Here is a 14699-nt window from a genome sequence, read left to right as displayed (position 1 = left end):
CTTCCGCTGCGTCATCAGAATTCGAACCCGGCCTGAGCTTTCACACCTGCACTGAAATGATGTTTTACCAGCGTCATTTCCGTCACCAGATCCGCAGCGTCCACAAGGGCTGGTTTAGCATTACGCCCAGTTATGACGACATGCTGCATTCCAGGACGCGTTTTCAGGTCTTCCAGAACCTGCTCCAGGGGCAAATAATCGTATCGCAGGGCGATATTCAGTTCATCGAGAACCACAAGAGCGACATCGTCGCGTTTCAGAGCCGCTTGCGCCACCTCCCACGCCCGGGCGCAGGCAGCAATATCCTTTGAGCGATCCTGCGTTTCCCAGGTGAACCCCTCGCCCATCGTGTGCCACTCTACCAGATCGTCAAAGCGTTCCAACGCAGCGCGCTCTCCTGTCACCCAGGCGCCCTTGATAAACTGCACGACAACAACCCGCTTTCCATGGCCCAATGCACGCAGCGCAAGGCCGAAGGCTGCGGTAGACTTACCTTTCCCCGGGCCTGTATTAACCGCCAGAACGCCCTTTTCGACAGTCTTTGACGCGACTTCCTTGTCCTGCACGTCTTTGCGTTTCTGCATTTTCTCCCGGTGCCGGGCCGCATCATCGTTGGTGTTCATGCTCACTTCCTGTCTCTACGTGCCATCACGTGAAAAAATGATCCGGACACCAGCCCACGACAACCTCCAGCCATCCCAAGATCATTGCCGTAGCCGTCTCTCAAGGTTGCGAGAGGCTCGTCCGTTCCGGCTTGGATCACGCGGGCATAATGAAATTCATGTCCCCGAAAGATACTGCCTTTTGACCCCAGCGCGCAGTCTGTTGCCAGTATCGCCTCACGATATCCCAGATTCATTTTACGCTTCGCAAAACTGGTTCCGTGCCCCAGAAGGCCCACCATCTTATGCGTCACACCGTTTGCATCTTCCAGAAACTCTCCCAGAGCCATGAAGCCTCCGCATTCTCCGTGGACTGGTCGTGTCTCCGAGAACTTCACCAGACGGGATTGAAAGTGACGGGATGCCGCCAGTTGTTCAGCATGTAATTCCGGATATCCTCCGGGAAGCCAGCAGACATCACAGTCTTCAGCAGGCCCTTGATCTGCCAGCGGAGAGAACGGAACAAGTTCGGCTCCTGCATTTTTCCAACTCTGCGCCACATGCCCATAAAGGAACGAAAATGCAGCGTCATCCGCAACCGCGATCCTTTGTCCCGGAGGGCTTATGGCAACACAGCCATGATCCTCAATATCGAGAGGTGCTGCCGCGGCCATGATGGCATCGAGGTCAAGCGAACCTTCCGTCCTCTCCCGCAGGCTAGCAAGAAGATCTTTCAGTGTGTCCTGTTCCCGTGCCTGCACAAGGCCAAGATGTCGCTCCGGAAGTTTCAGAGTGGTGTCCCGCATGTATGCACCCAGGACGGGGATACCTGCGGCCAGAATGGCCTCACGGGCCATAGCCAGATGCCGTGCGGACGCAACCTGGTTGAGGATGACACCAGCAACATGCAGAGCGGGATCGAGCGTGGCGAAACCGTGAGCAATGGCCGCGGCAGACTGACCCTGCCCTGATACATCCAGCACAAGAATAACCGGAATACCAAACCGAGCCGCAATATCGGACGGTGCACCGCGCGCGTCTGCGGGTCCCAGCAAGCCGTCGAACAGCCCCATAGCAGATTCAACGACCAAAAGATCCGCACCTTCAGCCGCACGCGCCAACATGCTTTCGAGAAGCTCAGGCATCATCACCCAGCTATCGAGGTTCAAGCTGGAACGCCCGGTTACAACCTCATGAAACGCTGGATCAATATAATCCGGGCCTGTCTTTGCGGCCTGAATTTCGATATTTCTGGCCCTCAGAGCTGACAGAATACCAAGCGTGGCCGTCGTTTTACCTCCCCCCGAGCGAGGCGCGGCAATCATGATCGCGCGGGTCATATCAGCGATCCTTTCCGATGGCATGTCTCGCTTTCAGCATGAAATATCGTATCCTGTCTTCGATGACTGCCCAAGGCTCCCCTCTGCGATATGGCTGGACGACCGGAAGCTGCGCGACCGCGGCGGCCAAAGCTGCATGGATAGCGCTCCAGACTGGAACATTTCCTGATCCCGTGTCCATCACGCTGCCGGGAGGCAAACAGGCGGCGTTTGCACTGGCTGCTCATGGGATGAACAAAACGGGCGCCTGGGCAGCGGTCGTCAAGGATGCCGGTGACGACCCCGATGTCACGCACGGCGCCCTTATCCGCGCAGATGTGCGCCAATTGCCTAAGGGGCAAGATATTATTTTTCGCGCGGGCGATGGTGTTGGAACAATTACGCGCCCCGGTCTCTCCCTTCCACCCGGTGAACCGGCCATTAATCCCGTCCCCCGTCAGATGATCCGTGTAGCTCTTCAGGGTGCCTCCGCTGAGGTCACAATCAGCGTTGAAAATGGCGTTACACTGGCAAGAAAAACCCTGAATAGTCGGCTGGGCATTGTCGGAGGGTTGTCCATTCTGGGCACAACGGGAATTGTCGTGCCTTTTTCCTGCTCTGCCTGGATTGACAGCATTCATCGCGGGATCGACGTCGCGCGGGCGCTGAGCCTGCCACATCTGGCCGCGACCACAGGAGATGTTTCCGAACGCGCTGTTCAGGCGCTCTACGGGTTGCCTGAAACAGCGCTGATCGAAATGGGTGACTTTGCAGGTGGCGTCCTGAAATATATTCGTCGACACCCGGTCCCTCGCCTTACAATCGGCGGAGGCATCGCCAAGATGACCAAGCTGGCTCAGGGCCGGATGGATCTGCATTCCAAGCGAGGGGCCGCAGATATGTCGGCTCTGGGGGCCTTGGCAACGCAGGCAGGCGCGAGCGCGGAATTGGCCGATGCTATTGCAGTTTCCCCTACGGTCGCAGAGGCGTTTCTTCTGGCTGCCGGGCAGAATATTCCGCTGGGCAATCACATCGCACAGGCGGCGTACCAGTTCGCCAGCAGCGTTCTGGAAGACAGCAGTATTGCTCTGGACGTTATGGTTTTTGACCGACAAGGCAACTGCGTAGGACGCAGTCATCCGGCTGATGATCCAGACCTGAACCGGCGCTGATAGTCCGGATCATAGAGTGCGCTCTCCCGAAATTCATCGACCGCAAGCGCGGGGCCAACCAAAACAAGAGCAGTGCGCTCCATTGGGTTAGCTGCAGCTTTTTCAAGAAGAGTTCCAAGCGTGGCGCGAATGGTCATCTGGTCCGGCCAGCTTGCGCGTGCCACCACCGCCACAGGGCATTCTGGTCCGTAATGGGGCAGCAACTCCGTAACGATATGGTCCAGCGCATGCACTGCCAGATGAATGGCCAGTGTAGCGCCGGTCGCAGCATAGGCTGAGAGTGTTTCACGCGCTGGCATGGAAGACGCTCGGCCACTGACGCGGGTCAGCACGACGGTCTGCGCAACTTCCGGGACAGTAAGTTCCCGCCCCAAGACAGATGCTGCTGCCGCAAATGCGGGCACTCCCGGCGTCATGGTCCAGGGAATACCAAGCCTATCCAGGCGGCGCGTCTGTTCGGCAACCGCGCTGTAGATAGACAGATCCCCAGAATGAAGACGCGCGATGTCCTGCCCTTCAGCGTGTGCCCGGATGTATTCCTGCTCGATCTGGTCCAGCGATAACGGCGCCGTGTTCACTTTGCGGGCATCTGGCGGGCAGTGCTCCAGCATTTCCACCGGGACGATAGACCCCGCATATAGACAGACTTTACATGAGGCCAAAAGATCCCGGCCTCGCAGCGTCAGAAGATCAGCGGCGCCCGGTCCTGCACCAATAAAATGAACCGTCATCCGTTCTCTTTCCTCATGTCTCAACTGACTGCGCAAGGGCACAGGTCACGTCTTTTCCACTCTGCCGCATAACGATCAAACGGCTTTTTGGCCCAGCACCAGCTAGTGCGCAAGCCTCCGCCACAGAGCTGAATCCCGTCTTCTCAAAAGCAATTGCAGAATGGGTTTCGCACTCTACCTGACGCTCCGTCAGGCTTTCCGTATCAATCCACACAAGCTCAACATTCAAACGTTTTGCTAGCTCTGGAATAGCTGGCTCCGCTTTTCTAAACTCCGGAGCAGCAAGCCGATCGAACCTGCGGCCAGACGTCACCTGCATGATGAGGTCCAGCAGGGATTGTTCGTCCACTTTTGGTCGACAGCCGATACCCGCGACGATCATAACCTGTCCTCAGAAATCACTGTCGCATATTGCGTCACGCGCATGGCGGGCCGGAAAGCATGCAGCCCACCGACAGCATCCAGCCGTTCAACGCCGATCCGCGTTAGCGTCCCGCCATAGCGCGTATATTGAGCGGATAGAACCGCTTCACCTTCCAGCGTTACAGCATTGGCAACAAGACGTCCGCCAACGGGAAGTGCGGCTCTCGCCTGCGTGAAAATATCCACATGTGTCAGCCCTCCGCCTATGAACACGACGTCTGGTCTTTCAAGTTCAGGCAAAGCATCAGGCGCAATGCCTTCCACAATCTTTAGTCCCGGCACACCCAGTTTCAGGGCATTTCTCGCTATTCTCGCCGCCCGAAGTGGATTTTTCTCAATGACGATGGCCCGATTGGCAGGGTGATGAAGCATCCACTCAATGGCGACAGACCCGGCCCCTCCACCAATGTCCCAAAGGAGTTCTCCGGGATGGGGGGCTAATGTTGAAAGCGTGACAGCACGAATTTCACGCTTGGTAATCTGCCCGTCATGCTCAAACAGCCCGTCCTCTAAACCACTGGAAAGCGGGACCATCTTCGCCCCTGGAGCCGCCTCGATTTCAATTCCTATAAGGTTCAGAGGATCGACATCTTCGAGCCCGTCCGAAGCCACGATTACACGCGACTGCTCATTGAGGCCGCCTACCCGTTCCATGACATGAATGCGAGAGGGTCCAAAGCCTCGCCCAGTCAAAAACTGACTGACTTTTCTCGGCGTGCTACCGTCTTCTGACAAAACAATCAGCCGCATAGTCCGATGAAGGTACGGAACCAGTATCTCAATCGGGCGTCCACAGAGCGACACGACACGCACGTCCTGTTCAGCCCATCCAAGGCGTCCGCAGGCCCAGGATATTGAAGACGGCGCGGGCACACAGAGCATTTCCTCTGGCGGAATATGGCGTGCCAACGTGCTCCCCACACCAAAGCAGAACGGGTCTCCGGATGCGAGGACGGTGACGGGCTGTCCACGCCGCTCAAGAACACGACGCACTCCACTCGAAAACGGTGAACCCCAAGGTTCAGCTTGCCCTGAGATCAAACTCGCAGCCAGTTCAAGATGCCTTTCACCGCCAATCACAAACTCGGACTGACGAACGATCTGACGTGCGAGAGACGAAAGCCCCTCGACACCATCCTCGCCAATTCCGATAACGCTCAGCCATGGGGTCTTCATCGGCCTGCTCCGGCAAAGGAACCAAATCCATGCGCGTTCTGATCCTTGGCGGCACGACAGAGGCCAACCAGCTGGCACAACATCTCGCGGAAAGAAAGGATTTCGAGCCAGTCTTTTCTCTTGCTGGCGTAACGAAAAATCCAGTTCTTCCCGGGATCCCTGTGCGCATTGGCGGTTTTGGCGGCATATCGGGGTTGGAAACGTTCTTGGCCGCAGAGAACATTGGTGCGGTTGTGGACGCGACCCATGCGTTCGCCGCACAGATGAGCCGACACGCCGTGACGGCATGCGAGCGAATGGGCCTTCCTCTGCTGCGGATAGACCGCCCTAGCTGGGAAGCCCAACCTGACGACCACTGGACGTTCGTTCCCAATATTGACGCCGCCGTAGAAGCGCTGGGGGCGGCCGCGAGCACTGTCTTTCTGACGACGGGGCGCAAGGACCTGCTGCCGTTCCAGAAGGCTCCGCATCATCATTACGTGCTGCGCAGTATCGACCAGCCTGATCCCTTGTCCCTGCCGTCTAACGTCACGCTTCTGCTTGCCCGGCCGCCGTTCACTGTGGACAACGAAATCGCGCTCATGAGAGACCATGCTGTGCAGGTTCTCGTCACCAAGAATGCTGGAGCTGATGCGACGGCCGCCAAGCTGATTGCCGCCAGAGCGTTGAAATTGCCCGTTATCATGATTAACCGCCCGACGCTGCCGCCAGCGGAGAGTGTCACGACCGTCGACGAAGCGCTGGACTGGTTGGACCGCCATTATCACGCGGGCACAGACCGGGACGTATAAAGCCATGCCTGTCCATCCGGCCGCTCGATGCGATGTGTCAGAGTGGTCCCGATCAGGACAAGTGTACTCATATCCACCAGTTCGGGGTCAACATGGTCTAGATCCGTCAGATGCAGCCGTTCATCGATTCTTCCAATAGCCCTTGCGAAGGCCACAGGCACAGTTCCAGACAATTCCTGACGCAGCACTTCGAAAGCCTCGCCCAATTGCCAGGGACGTGCCTTTGAACGGGGGTTGTAGAGCGCAATCACGAAGCCCGCCTGCGCGGCCAACGTCAGACGCCGGCAGACCGTCTCCCAAGGCTTGAGATTATCAGACAGAGACATGACGCAGAAATCGCCTCCGAGGGGCGCGCCAATACGGGCTGCGGCAGCCAGAACGGCGGAAACACCGGGAATGACCGTGACATTCATATCACTCCATCGATCCGGTTCGTGACCGATGGCTTCAAACAGGGCGCTTGCCATGCCAAACACGCCCGCATCCCCGCCTGACACGATCGCCACACAACGCCCCTGCTCCGCAAGCTCAAGAGCATGGCGAGCGCGATCCAGTTCGACACGATTATCCGATGGATGGCGAGTGATATGCGCTGGCAAATCCACACGATCCACGTATGGGCCATATCCTATGACATCTGTTGCCTGAGCAAGTGCCTCTTGAGCCTCAGGCGTTCTCTGGCTGGGCTTTCCCGGCCCGAGACCGATAACGAAGATCCGGCTCACCGGACACCCCGGCGCCCTGGCAACAACGCCAGAGAGAAATAAGGAGCCGCACCGTCCATGTCATTCAGTGGCAGAACACGGGCCTCTTCCTGGGTTCCCCGCTCCACATAAACGGCATCCTGCAATCGCCCCGCACGTTCCAGCGCTGTGCGCAGCTTTGGAAGATTGCGTCCCAGTTTCATCACAACGGCTGCATCAGCCTGCTCCAGCCACTGAGCAAGATCATCTTCCGGCATAGTGGCAGGCAGGACGCACAAGACATCATCACCATGCGTCATGGGGAGTGCCGCCTGCGTCCAGCATCCACTCATTCCTGTGATTCCGGGAATGACTTCACAAGGTCCGACAGGCTCAAGCCGATCAAACACATACATGGCGGAACCATACAGAAACGGATCACCCTCACAAAGAAGAGCAACGCTCCGGCCAGCCTCTATTTCGACGGCAATCTGCGTTGCACACTCATCGTAAAATGACGACATATCAGGATGATAGGACGGATCATTAACAAGGCGCTCCGTCGTAAAGGGGTACGCAAAACGCAGCTCTTTCGTGCCCGGCGTAATGTGCGTGTCAGCGATTTTCCGCGCATGACCCATTTTGTCATGACGGCAGAAATAGGCGATGACGGGAGCTGTTGAAATGACCCGCGCTGCCTTGAGCGTCATAAGTTCCGGATCACCCGGCCCTACGCCGACGACGTAAACTGTTGCAGCTGTCATTCTGCCTCGCTGGCAAGGGCGTTCAGGGCCGCGGCAGCCATGGCGCTTCCGCCCAGCCGGCCACGTACGATGACATGCGCAAGGTCAGGGCGAGCTGCCAGTGCGTCCTTGGACTCTGCGGCTCCCACAAAACCAACAGGCATACCGATAATTGCTGCGGGGCGCGGGCCACCTGCATCAATGAGCTCGAGAAGGTGAAAAAGCGCTGTCGGGGCGTTGCCGATCGCTACAACAGCCCCTTCAATCTGATCGCCCCAAAGATCAAGAGCTGCGGCAGAGCGCGTATTGCCAATTTGTCTGGCAAGATCTGGCGTCCGTTCATCGCGCAACGTGCAGATAACGGCATTATTGGCTGGCAACCGGGCGCGCGTGACACCATGGGCGACCATCTCGGAATCACACAGGATTGGCTTACCCGCCTGCAACGCTGCACGCGCTTTGCTAACAAGATCAGACGTCATGGCGACTGATCCTGCGACCTCCACCATTCCGCATGCATGGATAATGCGCACTGCAATCTTGGACTGTTCAGGCGTAAAACCCGACAAATCGGCCTCTGCACGGATCGTTGCGAAGGACCGGGCATAAATGGCCGCGCCATCCCGAATATAGTCGTAGGAAGAGGGTCCGGCGCTCAAACCTGTGTCTCCTTCAATTCATGACGCAACAGGGTCCGTATCTGCGGAATATCCATGTCGTGCCATGATGGCGTGTCTGTTGTGCGCCCATTGCGCACAACCTCATAATGCCCGTCATCAGCAACAAGCGTCATATCTGCCGCACGGGGATGCGCACACCCCTTTATGCAGCCTGAAACATGCAGCACACAGCCGGGCGGCACATCAGATGCCAGAGCCGAGGCTGTCTCGACAACATCTGCGGTGGCTTTCGCACACCCGGAACGGCCAATACAGGCTTCCACTCGCAACAATGGATCTACCGAACTGGTGATGAAGCCGGGCCATGTTCCGTCCTGCTGCGGCAGGAGGACACTACGCCAAGGTGTGACCCGCAGCCGTGATGTCCCGGTAAGTTCGGCAAGAACCTCAAAATCTTTAGCATGGCATCGGCCGAATGGCAGGCCAACACCCATGACTTGCCCCGGCAGTGGCCCTATGAGAGATACCGGACGAGTACCCTGCCGTTTGCACGGAATTCCCTCTAGCCTCGCCTTCGAGAGGGCGAAAGCTGCGGCCGCAGTGTCTCGCGATGGCCGCCCAAGGTCAGAACTTTCTGCACAGACCCGGGACAACATCACGGCTGCGCTAACAGCCGCATCGTTCTCAAGAGCTTCGGTTGCCATAGCACCACAGACAACTGACCATCCATCCGGGCGGGACTGAAGGGCAATATCCGCTGATAACGTGCCCTCTGGAACATACCCGCCGCCATCAACGACCCAACCGAACTTGCCACTCAGCCCCGACAACACGTCTTCTTCAAGAAGCGCCGTCTGAAGCGATTGGGCGACGTCCAACGTTCCCGGGTCGCATTTAGGGTCCAAGCCCGCAAGGGGTGAAACCAGAATGGCCCTTCGGCGCTCTTTCGCTGGATCAGGATCTACAAGCCCCTCCGCCAGTGCGCTTTCTAACGCGAGCTTTGCACTCGTCGAAGAAAATCCCCGTAGCTGCACGTTGCCACGATTGGTCAGTTCAACAACGCCGTTTCCGAAACGTCGTGCCAGTTCTGCAATAGCCAGCACTTGTGGCCCATCAAAACCACCGAGCGGAGAACGGACGCGAACCAGCAATCCATCTCGCGCTTCCATCGGCGCGAACATATCCGGACACCAGCCGCGAACAAGGGAGGGAACTGTCATTCGCTCCCGCTCTCCAACACCGCAGAAACGCTATTCAGGCGTGGGTGCCAGAGGCCTCGACGGATCATATCCTGGAACCGCGTGCGCATTGCCTGACGTGCCTGAGGGTTAGCGCTTTTCAGGAAAGTATCACAGGTGTCATCGCCAAGCGTTGCGGCAAATACCAAGTCAACCTGTTGATCAAACCGAACAGAAAGGGTCGCGGCGAAAGCGCAGAGGGCGTCCAGTCCCCGGGCAATTTCGGCACCTCCCTGATAGTCATGCCGCTGCATCCCTGCCAGCCAACGGGGATTGGCCAGACGCCCTCGAACGATGCGCTTCACTTCGTCTTCGACTCTCCGAAGACGGGGCGCGTCCGCATGGGACGTATCGCCATGCCAAAGGACGGGATCGGCCCCTAGCAGAGCCGCCGCCGCTGCAAGCCCACCTTCATGAGCAGCAAAATCCGGGCTTTCGAGAATATCCGTTTCTGCGTGGTCCTGCACATGCAGGATTGCGTCTGCCCGTGCCAGATTTTGGGCCAGTGCTGCGCTGCTACGTGTCCCGTCACGGCCGCCACCATACATCCAGTCGTTGCCGTCCAGATAGGACTGGCCAAGCTCAGACCGGTCTTCCCAGTTACTCCGCGTGAGAGCGTCTTCAATGCCTGTCCCGTACGTACCGGGCGCTGCACCAAAAATCCGCGCTCCAGCAATTTTTCGGGCCTCACCCTCCAGATTTCTCACACGAGCAGACAACGGGTTCCATTCCTCGCCTTCCTCCAAACAGGAAACAGCTTCAACCACCTGATCGAAAAGAGAAATCTGTGCCGGAAAAGCGTCCCGGAACAATCCTGAAATTCGAAGTGTCACGTCGACACGCGGACGATCGAGAAGAGCCAGCGGTGTAATTTCAAATCCTGATACACGACCGCTCGACGCATCCCACGTGGGGTCAACTCCCATCAGGATCAGAGCCAGTGCCAGATCCTCCCCCCCCGTGCGCAGGGTGGAGGAACCCCACAGATCTATAACGATGGTTTGAAGCGGCTCGCCCTCGTTCTGCAAGTGACACAGAAGGATCTGCTTTGCCTGCGTTCGGGCCAGCTCCACAGCAGAAGCCGTGGGAACAGCTCTCGGATCAAGCGTGAAAAGATTGCGGCCAGTCGGCAGAACGTCTACTCGCCCACGTGTCGGCGCACCAGACGGACCGGGTTGAATGAACAGTCCCTCCAGCCCGGCCAGAAGTGCCTTCATTTCCGCATCTGCGCTGGCTTCGATCAGAGTAGCAACCGTTTGCTGCGGCACCTGTGCGACACAAGACACCATTTCGGCTAATTTTTCGGCATGTGGTGCTACTTGACCGAAAACATGCAGACCATCACGGATCTGAAGGTCCTTCACATCACATAGATAAGCATCCAGCCGCGCCAGAGCCTCTGCTTCGTCGCCTTCCCCCGCTTTGACGCCACTTTCGCTCAAAAGCCCCATGCGCGTGGCTCGGTCCAGAATATTACGCTTCAGAATGGCGCCACGCCGCCTGTCCAGACCATCCGCCTCTGCAAACTCGTCGATCAGTTGTTCCAGCTCTGCCATGTCCGGATCAAGTCCGGCCTTCATAACAGGCGGTGTCATATGTCCGATGGTGACTGCGCCGAGACGACGTTTCGCCGAGGCTGCTTCTCCCGGATTGTTGACGATAAAAGGATAAAGAACCGGCAAAGCGCCACGAAGAACGGCGGGAGCGCACTGATTGGAAAGCGCTACAGCTTTGCCGGGCAGCCATTCGAGCGTGCCATGCGTTCCAAGATGAACCATGGCATCTGTCTGGCAGACATGACGTAGCCAGAGGTGGAACGCGATATAGGCATGGCGTGGGGGTGTATCAGGGTCGTGGTATTGGGCTTTACGATCCTGCGCGCTCCCGCGATCGGGCTGGACAGCGACTACGATGTTACCCAGCGCCACGAATTTAAGGCAAAATGAACCGTCCTGAACGACGGGGTCTTCCGCAGAGGTGCCCCAACTCTGCGTCACAGCGTCCCGGAAGGGAGCGGGCAAGCGCGCAAAGAGTTCGTTATAATCGTCCAGAGGCAAACAGGGCTGTGGCAGGTCTTCACACAAAGCCTCCACCAACGCCCTACTAGCGGGAATTTTCTCAGTTCCACAGTCATAGCCTGCCTGTTTCAACCCATGAAGGATGGATTCAAGGCTGGCAAAAGTATCTAACCCGACGGCGTGTGCAGTCTGTCCATCCGCACCGGGATAATCAGAAAGGACGATCGCAAGACGCTTCTCGCGCGGAGGCGTTTTTTTAAGCCTTGCCCATGCGAGAGCCTGCTCTGCGGCAGCGGCAATACCCTGTTGAAAGGGCATATGCCTTGCCGCATCCCCCGGAACTGTTTCGGATTTGAAGGAGATCGGAGACGAAGAAATCCGCCCATCAAGTTCTGGCAAAACGACCTGCATGGCGAGGTCGGACTGCGACAGGCCGCGTCCGCTCTCAGCCCATGCCGAGGCTGTCACACCAGGCTGCAAAATTTGAAGAACCGGAACAGCAGCAATATCAAGAGGAGATGCCCCTTCTTTTCCGCGCGCAGAAAAGAAAGTCGCGTTCAGAATAATGTCTGGCGGAGTTTCAATCAGGCGGTTCTGAATCCACTCGGCAACATCCGGGTTCTTCAGCGATGCGACATATAGAACATCTGTCGCGACCCCGGACTTTTCCAGTTCATCGGCAAGACCGTCAATCGCTGCTGTATCGGCAGCCAGAAGGTGAGCGCGGTAGAAAACGATTGTGGCTCTTAAAGGAAAATCCGCTGTCGTCTGGCAATAAATTCCAGCTGGCGGAAGCGCTGCGGGCTGCCCTGAGACGTCATCTCCATGTCCGGCAAGATGAGCCATGAGCAAAAGGGCACGACGCGCATTCTCAGGACCACCTTCCCTCAGAAACCCCGTGAGTCTGGAATGGTTTTCTGCTTCGACGCTTGACCACTCTTCAAGCCGTGCATCCTGGCGGGCATCTCCGGGCAACAAAGCCAGTGGGATGGTGTTCCTGCCACAAAAATTCTGAAATTCTTCCGCCCCATAGCGCCAGTAATCCACACCACCCAGAAGCCGTGCGATGACGCATCGGGACGATGCTATGGTCTGCTCAACGTATAAATCGACCGACATGGGGTGTCGGAGGCGAGCAAGATTGACCAACCGCAGCGAAAAACCTGCGCCGTTTGGGGTCTGCTCATTAAGATTAGAGTACGCCCGCTCAAGCGCCAGAAGATCGCTATCCGAGAATGATAGAAACACGACATCAGCAGGCGCATGACCGAGATCCTCGGCCACGTCCTGATCGTCTATTCCGTGTCGTTCCCGGACAAGCAGATGCATCAGGTCAGTCCGCCAGCAATGCGGCTTCGATGGCTGCGCGATCCAGGCCTGTCTGGCCAATTACGACGAGACGCCCGTCCCGGCCTGCATCTGCGAGAGGCACATCAAATTCATGACGGAAACGGGTCCCGACACCCTGCACGGCCAATCGCATTTTCTTGCCCTGCACGGCTGCAAAGCCTTTCATACGGAGGATATCGAATTGCCCCGCAACCTCACTCAAGCGCTTGAGTAATGCTTCAGCACTTTTCTGCTCTGGAAGGACCACGACGAAGCTCTCGAAGTCATCATGTTCGTGGTCATCTGCGCCATCATGATTGGACGGGCGCGCTTGAAGGTCGTCTTCGGCACCGGCACCAATTCCCAGCAGAACAGCGGGGTCCAGTCGTCCCTCTACTGCGCGCAGCGTGATAACTTTCCGCGGCACAGCCTCCGTAATGCCCTTTTCAACCGCATCAATCCCGGCTTCGTCCAGAAGATCAGTCTTGTTCAGAACAATAAGATCCGCCGCATTCAACTGATCTTCATAGACTTCAGCCAACGGATTATCATGATCCAGAGAAGGGTCAGCAGCCTGCTGTGCAGCAACAGCTTCCGGATCGTCCGCAAAGCGACCCGCGGCGACAGCGGGTGCATCCACCAGCGTAATCACACCATCAACGGTCATGCGAGTACGGATCCCGGGCCAGCTGAATGCCTTGAGAAGAGGCTTGGGTAGCGCAAGGCCAGATGTCTCGATCACGATGTGCTCTGGCGGATCAGGACGATCGATCAGAGCCTCCATGGTCGGAATGAAGTCGTCTGCAACCGTGCAGCAGAGGCACCCGTTGGTGAGTTCGACGATATCCTCGTCAGCGCAACCTTCGATCCCGCAGGACCGCAGAATTTCACCATCAATCCCAAGCGAACCGAACTCGTTCACGACGATTGCAATACGGCGCCCATCAGCCTGTGCGAGAAGATTTCGCAGAAGGGTTGTTTTCCCTGCCCCCAGAAAACCCGTGATGATCGTAACCGGAATCTTGCGACCGGAGCCTGAAACAGTCTGGGACATCATGAAAGTTCCTGTGAAGCAGACAATGAAGATGGAAGACGGGCGATAACCATATCAGAAAGCGATGCGGGTCGCTTTGACGGCATCACTGTTCCAGTTTTCGATGCTCGGTAAAGCTGAAGGTAAGCCAGCAGGTCAGACAGCTTTTCCGGACCAAGTTCACCTAGAACAAAAGTCCATTTTTCCGGCATGGAAAGCGTGGCAATACAGCCTCGGCTACAGGCTGCCATACATTCAACGGGCTGGACGCTGAAATCGCCTTCAGCAGCCTGGTCAAGCAAGGCATCGTAGAGCTGTCGCCCCTGAACAGGGTCATTCCCAACCGGTAGACCGCGACGACACGTCACACAGACGTGGAAAACTGGCGAAACGGATGATTGGCCCGTTTCAGGATAAGGCAGGGTATCTGCCATGGTTTCGTCTCTCTTGCAGGCACAACGGCATAACAAAAGGCGCGATTAAAGGCCTTCGCAGTCGCGAAAGTGACACGCACATGATGGCGCGCCCTCACGGTCCGGGCACCCCGCCGGATCATGACACTTGGCTCAGATGGCAGGTCTCCTGACTCACGGCTGAGGCGCCATTAGCACCTCCTCTCCCACCGGGCCTTCCCAGATCGAAATCCAGTGGCTGCCTTTCCTGAAAGAAAGACTGGCAGGACAGAAAACCGTCCACAGTTGCGGGGGCAGTGCCGGGTTTGACCTATTTCTAAGGCCGCACCAGCTTCCCTTTTCATCCTCTTCTCAGAGGAACCATCAAACCCTCTCCTATCTCTGGGATGAAAGCGTGTCAAAGTCCGG

At 57.3% G+C, this 14699-nt stretch carries 14 protein-coding genes and 1 riboswitch; of the genes, 2 read left to right on the top strand and 12 right to left on the bottom strand.

Annotation, left to right across the window (positions count from 1 at the left end; genetic code table 11):
• Positions 1-14: 14 nt before the first annotated feature.
• Positions 15-623, bottom strand: coding sequence for a cob(I)yrinic acid a,c-diamide adenosyltransferase (cobO, locus tag KP702_RS11440; RefSeq protein WP_202207934.1), 609 nt, complete (start codon positions 621-623; stop codon positions 15-17).
• Positions 624-625: 2 nt separating this feature from the next.
• On the bottom strand, positions 626-1942 hold the full coding sequence (locus tag KP702_RS11435) for a cobyrinate a,c-diamide synthase (RefSeq protein ID WP_215768972.1): 1317 nt from the start codon (positions 1940-1942) through the stop codon (positions 626-628).
• Positions 1943-2004: 62 nt separating this feature from the next.
• Between KP702_RS11435 and KP702_RS11430 the strand changes: the two genes are divergently transcribed.
• The gene (locus tag KP702_RS11430; RefSeq protein WP_202208019.1) at positions 2005-3093 is read left to right on the top strand and encodes a cobalt-precorrin-5B (C(1))-methyltransferase; all 1089 of its coding nucleotides are present in this window, start codon (positions 2005-2007) and stop codon (positions 3091-3093) included.
• Here KP702_RS11430 and cobM read toward each other — a convergent pair.
• Genes cobM through cbiE form a run of 3 tightly spaced genes read right to left on the bottom strand, consistent with a single transcriptional unit; the run spans position 3057 to position 5423 of the window.
• On the bottom strand, positions 3057-3824 hold the full coding sequence (gene cobM, locus KP702_RS11425; protein WP_202207936.1) for a precorrin-4 C(11)-methyltransferase: 768 nt from the start codon (positions 3822-3824) through the stop codon (positions 3057-3059). The two genes, KP702_RS11430 and cobM, sit on opposite strands and share 37 nt — an antisense overlap.
• Positions 3825-3837: 13 nt before the next feature.
• Entirely contained in the window at positions 3838-4206 is a 369-nt protein-coding gene (locus tag KP702_RS11420) for a cobalamin biosynthesis protein (RefSeq protein WP_202207937.1), read from the bottom strand.
• On the bottom strand, positions 4203-5423 hold the full coding sequence (gene cbiE / locus KP702_RS11415) for a precorrin-6y C5,15-methyltransferase (decarboxylating) subunit CbiE (RefSeq protein WP_202207938.1): 1221 nt from the start codon (positions 5421-5423) through the stop codon (positions 4203-4205). Before cbiE ends, KP702_RS11420 begins: the two co-directional genes overlap by 4 nt.
• 29 nt (positions 5424-5452) lie before the next feature.
• Between cbiE and KP702_RS11410 the strand changes: the two genes are divergently transcribed.
• Entirely contained in the window at positions 5453-6214 is a 762-nt protein-coding gene (locus tag KP702_RS11410) for a cobalt-precorrin-6A reductase (RefSeq protein WP_215768971.1), read from the top strand.
• Here KP702_RS11410 and cobJ read toward each other — a convergent pair.
• Genes cobJ through KP702_RS11375 form a run of 7 tightly spaced genes read right to left on the bottom strand, consistent with a single transcriptional unit; the run spans position 6187 to position 14312 of the window.
• A complete protein-coding gene (cobJ, locus tag KP702_RS11405; RefSeq protein WP_202207940.1) occupies positions 6187-6939 on the bottom strand; it encodes a precorrin-3B C(17)-methyltransferase in 753 nt (250 codons plus the stop codon). The genes KP702_RS11410 and cobJ overlap by 28 nt on opposite strands.
• Positions 6936-7661, bottom strand: coding sequence for a precorrin-2 C(20)-methyltransferase (locus tag KP702_RS11400; protein ID WP_202207941.1), 726 nt, complete (start codon positions 7659-7661; stop codon positions 6936-6938). Before KP702_RS11400 ends, cobJ begins: the two co-directional genes overlap by 4 nt.
• Positions 7658-8299 (bottom strand): precorrin-8X methylmutase, encoded by a 642-nt coding sequence (locus KP702_RS11395; RefSeq protein WP_202207942.1) that lies wholly within the window; start codon positions 8297-8299, stop codon positions 7658-7660. The genes KP702_RS11400 and KP702_RS11395 overlap by 4 nt, the downstream gene beginning before the upstream one ends.
• Positions 8296-9480, bottom strand: coding sequence for a precorrin-3B synthase (gene cobG, locus KP702_RS11390; protein ID WP_202207943.1), 1185 nt, complete (start codon positions 9478-9480; stop codon positions 8296-8298). Before cobG ends, KP702_RS11395 begins: the two co-directional genes overlap by 4 nt.
• Complete coding sequence (cobN, locus tag KP702_RS11385) at positions 9477-12845, bottom strand: cobaltochelatase subunit CobN (RefSeq protein WP_215768970.1); 3369 nt, start codon at positions 12843-12845, stop codon at positions 9477-9479. The genes cobG and cobN overlap by 4 nt, the downstream gene beginning before the upstream one ends.
• A gap of 4 nt (positions 12846-12849) precedes the next feature.
• Positions 12850-13902, bottom strand: a complete 1053-nt coding sequence (gene cobW, locus KP702_RS11380) for a cobalamin biosynthesis protein CobW (RefSeq protein WP_202207945.1) — start codon at positions 13900-13902, stop codon at positions 12850-12852.
• On the bottom strand, positions 13899-14312 hold the full coding sequence (locus KP702_RS11375) for a DUF1636 domain-containing protein (protein WP_202207946.1): 414 nt from the start codon (positions 14310-14312) through the stop codon (positions 13899-13901). The genes cobW and KP702_RS11375 overlap by 4 nt, the downstream gene beginning before the upstream one ends.
• Positions 14313-14432: 120 nt before the next feature.
• A riboswitch (cobalamin riboswitch) is annotated at positions 14433-14671 on the bottom strand.
• Positions 14672-14699 lie beyond the last annotated feature (28 nt).

The organism is Gluconobacter sp. P5B12 (assembly GCF_018812035.1).
In the GTDB taxonomy this organism is placed as follows: domain Bacteria; phylum Pseudomonadota; class Alphaproteobacteria; order Acetobacterales; family Acetobacteraceae; genus Gluconobacter.
The sequence above is the reverse complement of the archived record's forward strand: the minus strand, read 5'-3'. Positions and strand labels throughout refer to the sequence as shown.

Excerpts from the sequence above, each read along its gene's own strand:
- cobO (WP_202207934.1), bottom strand. The coding sequence starts at position 623 with ATGAACACCAACGATGATGCGGCCCGGCACCGGGAGAAAATGCAGAAA.
- KP702_RS11435 (WP_215768972.1), bottom strand. The coding sequence starts at position 1,942 with ATGACCCGCGCGATCATGATTGCCGCGCCTCGCTCGGGGGGAGGTAAA.
- KP702_RS11430 (WP_202208019.1), top strand. The coding sequence starts at position 2,005 with ATGACTGCCCAAGGCTCCCCTCTGCGATATGGCTGGACGACCGGAAGC.
- cobM (WP_202207936.1), bottom strand. The coding sequence starts at position 3,824 with ATGACGGTTCATTTTATTGGTGCAGGACCGGGCGCCGCTGATCTTCTG.
- KP702_RS11420 (WP_202207937.1), bottom strand. The coding sequence starts at position 4,206 with ATGATCGTCGCGGGTATCGGCTGTCGACCAAAAGTGGACGAACAATCC.
- cbiE (WP_202207938.1), bottom strand. The coding sequence starts at position 5,423 with ATGAAGACCCCATGGCTGAGCGTTATCGGAATTGGCGAGGATGGTGTC.
- KP702_RS11410 (WP_215768971.1), top strand. The coding sequence starts at position 5,453 with ATGCGCGTTCTGATCCTTGGCGGCACGACAGAGGCCAACCAGCTGGCA.
- KP702_RS11400 (WP_202207941.1), bottom strand. The coding sequence starts at position 7,661 with ATGACAGCTGCAACAGTTTACGTCGTCGGCGTAGGGCCGGGTGATCCG.
- cobG (WP_202207943.1), bottom strand. The coding sequence starts at position 9,480 with ATGACAGTTCCCTCCCTTGTTCGCGGCTGGTGTCCGGATATGTTCGCG.
- cobN (WP_215768970.1), bottom strand. The coding sequence starts at position 12,845 with ATGCATCTGCTTGTCCGGGAACGACACGGAATAGACGATCAGGACGTG.
- cobW (WP_202207945.1), bottom strand. The coding sequence starts at position 13,902 with ATGATGTCCCAGACTGTTTCAGGCTCCGGTCGCAAGATTCCGGTTACG.
- KP702_RS11375 (WP_202207946.1), bottom strand. The coding sequence starts at position 14,312 with ATGGCAGATACCCTGCCTTATCCTGAAACGGGCCAATCATCCGTTTCG.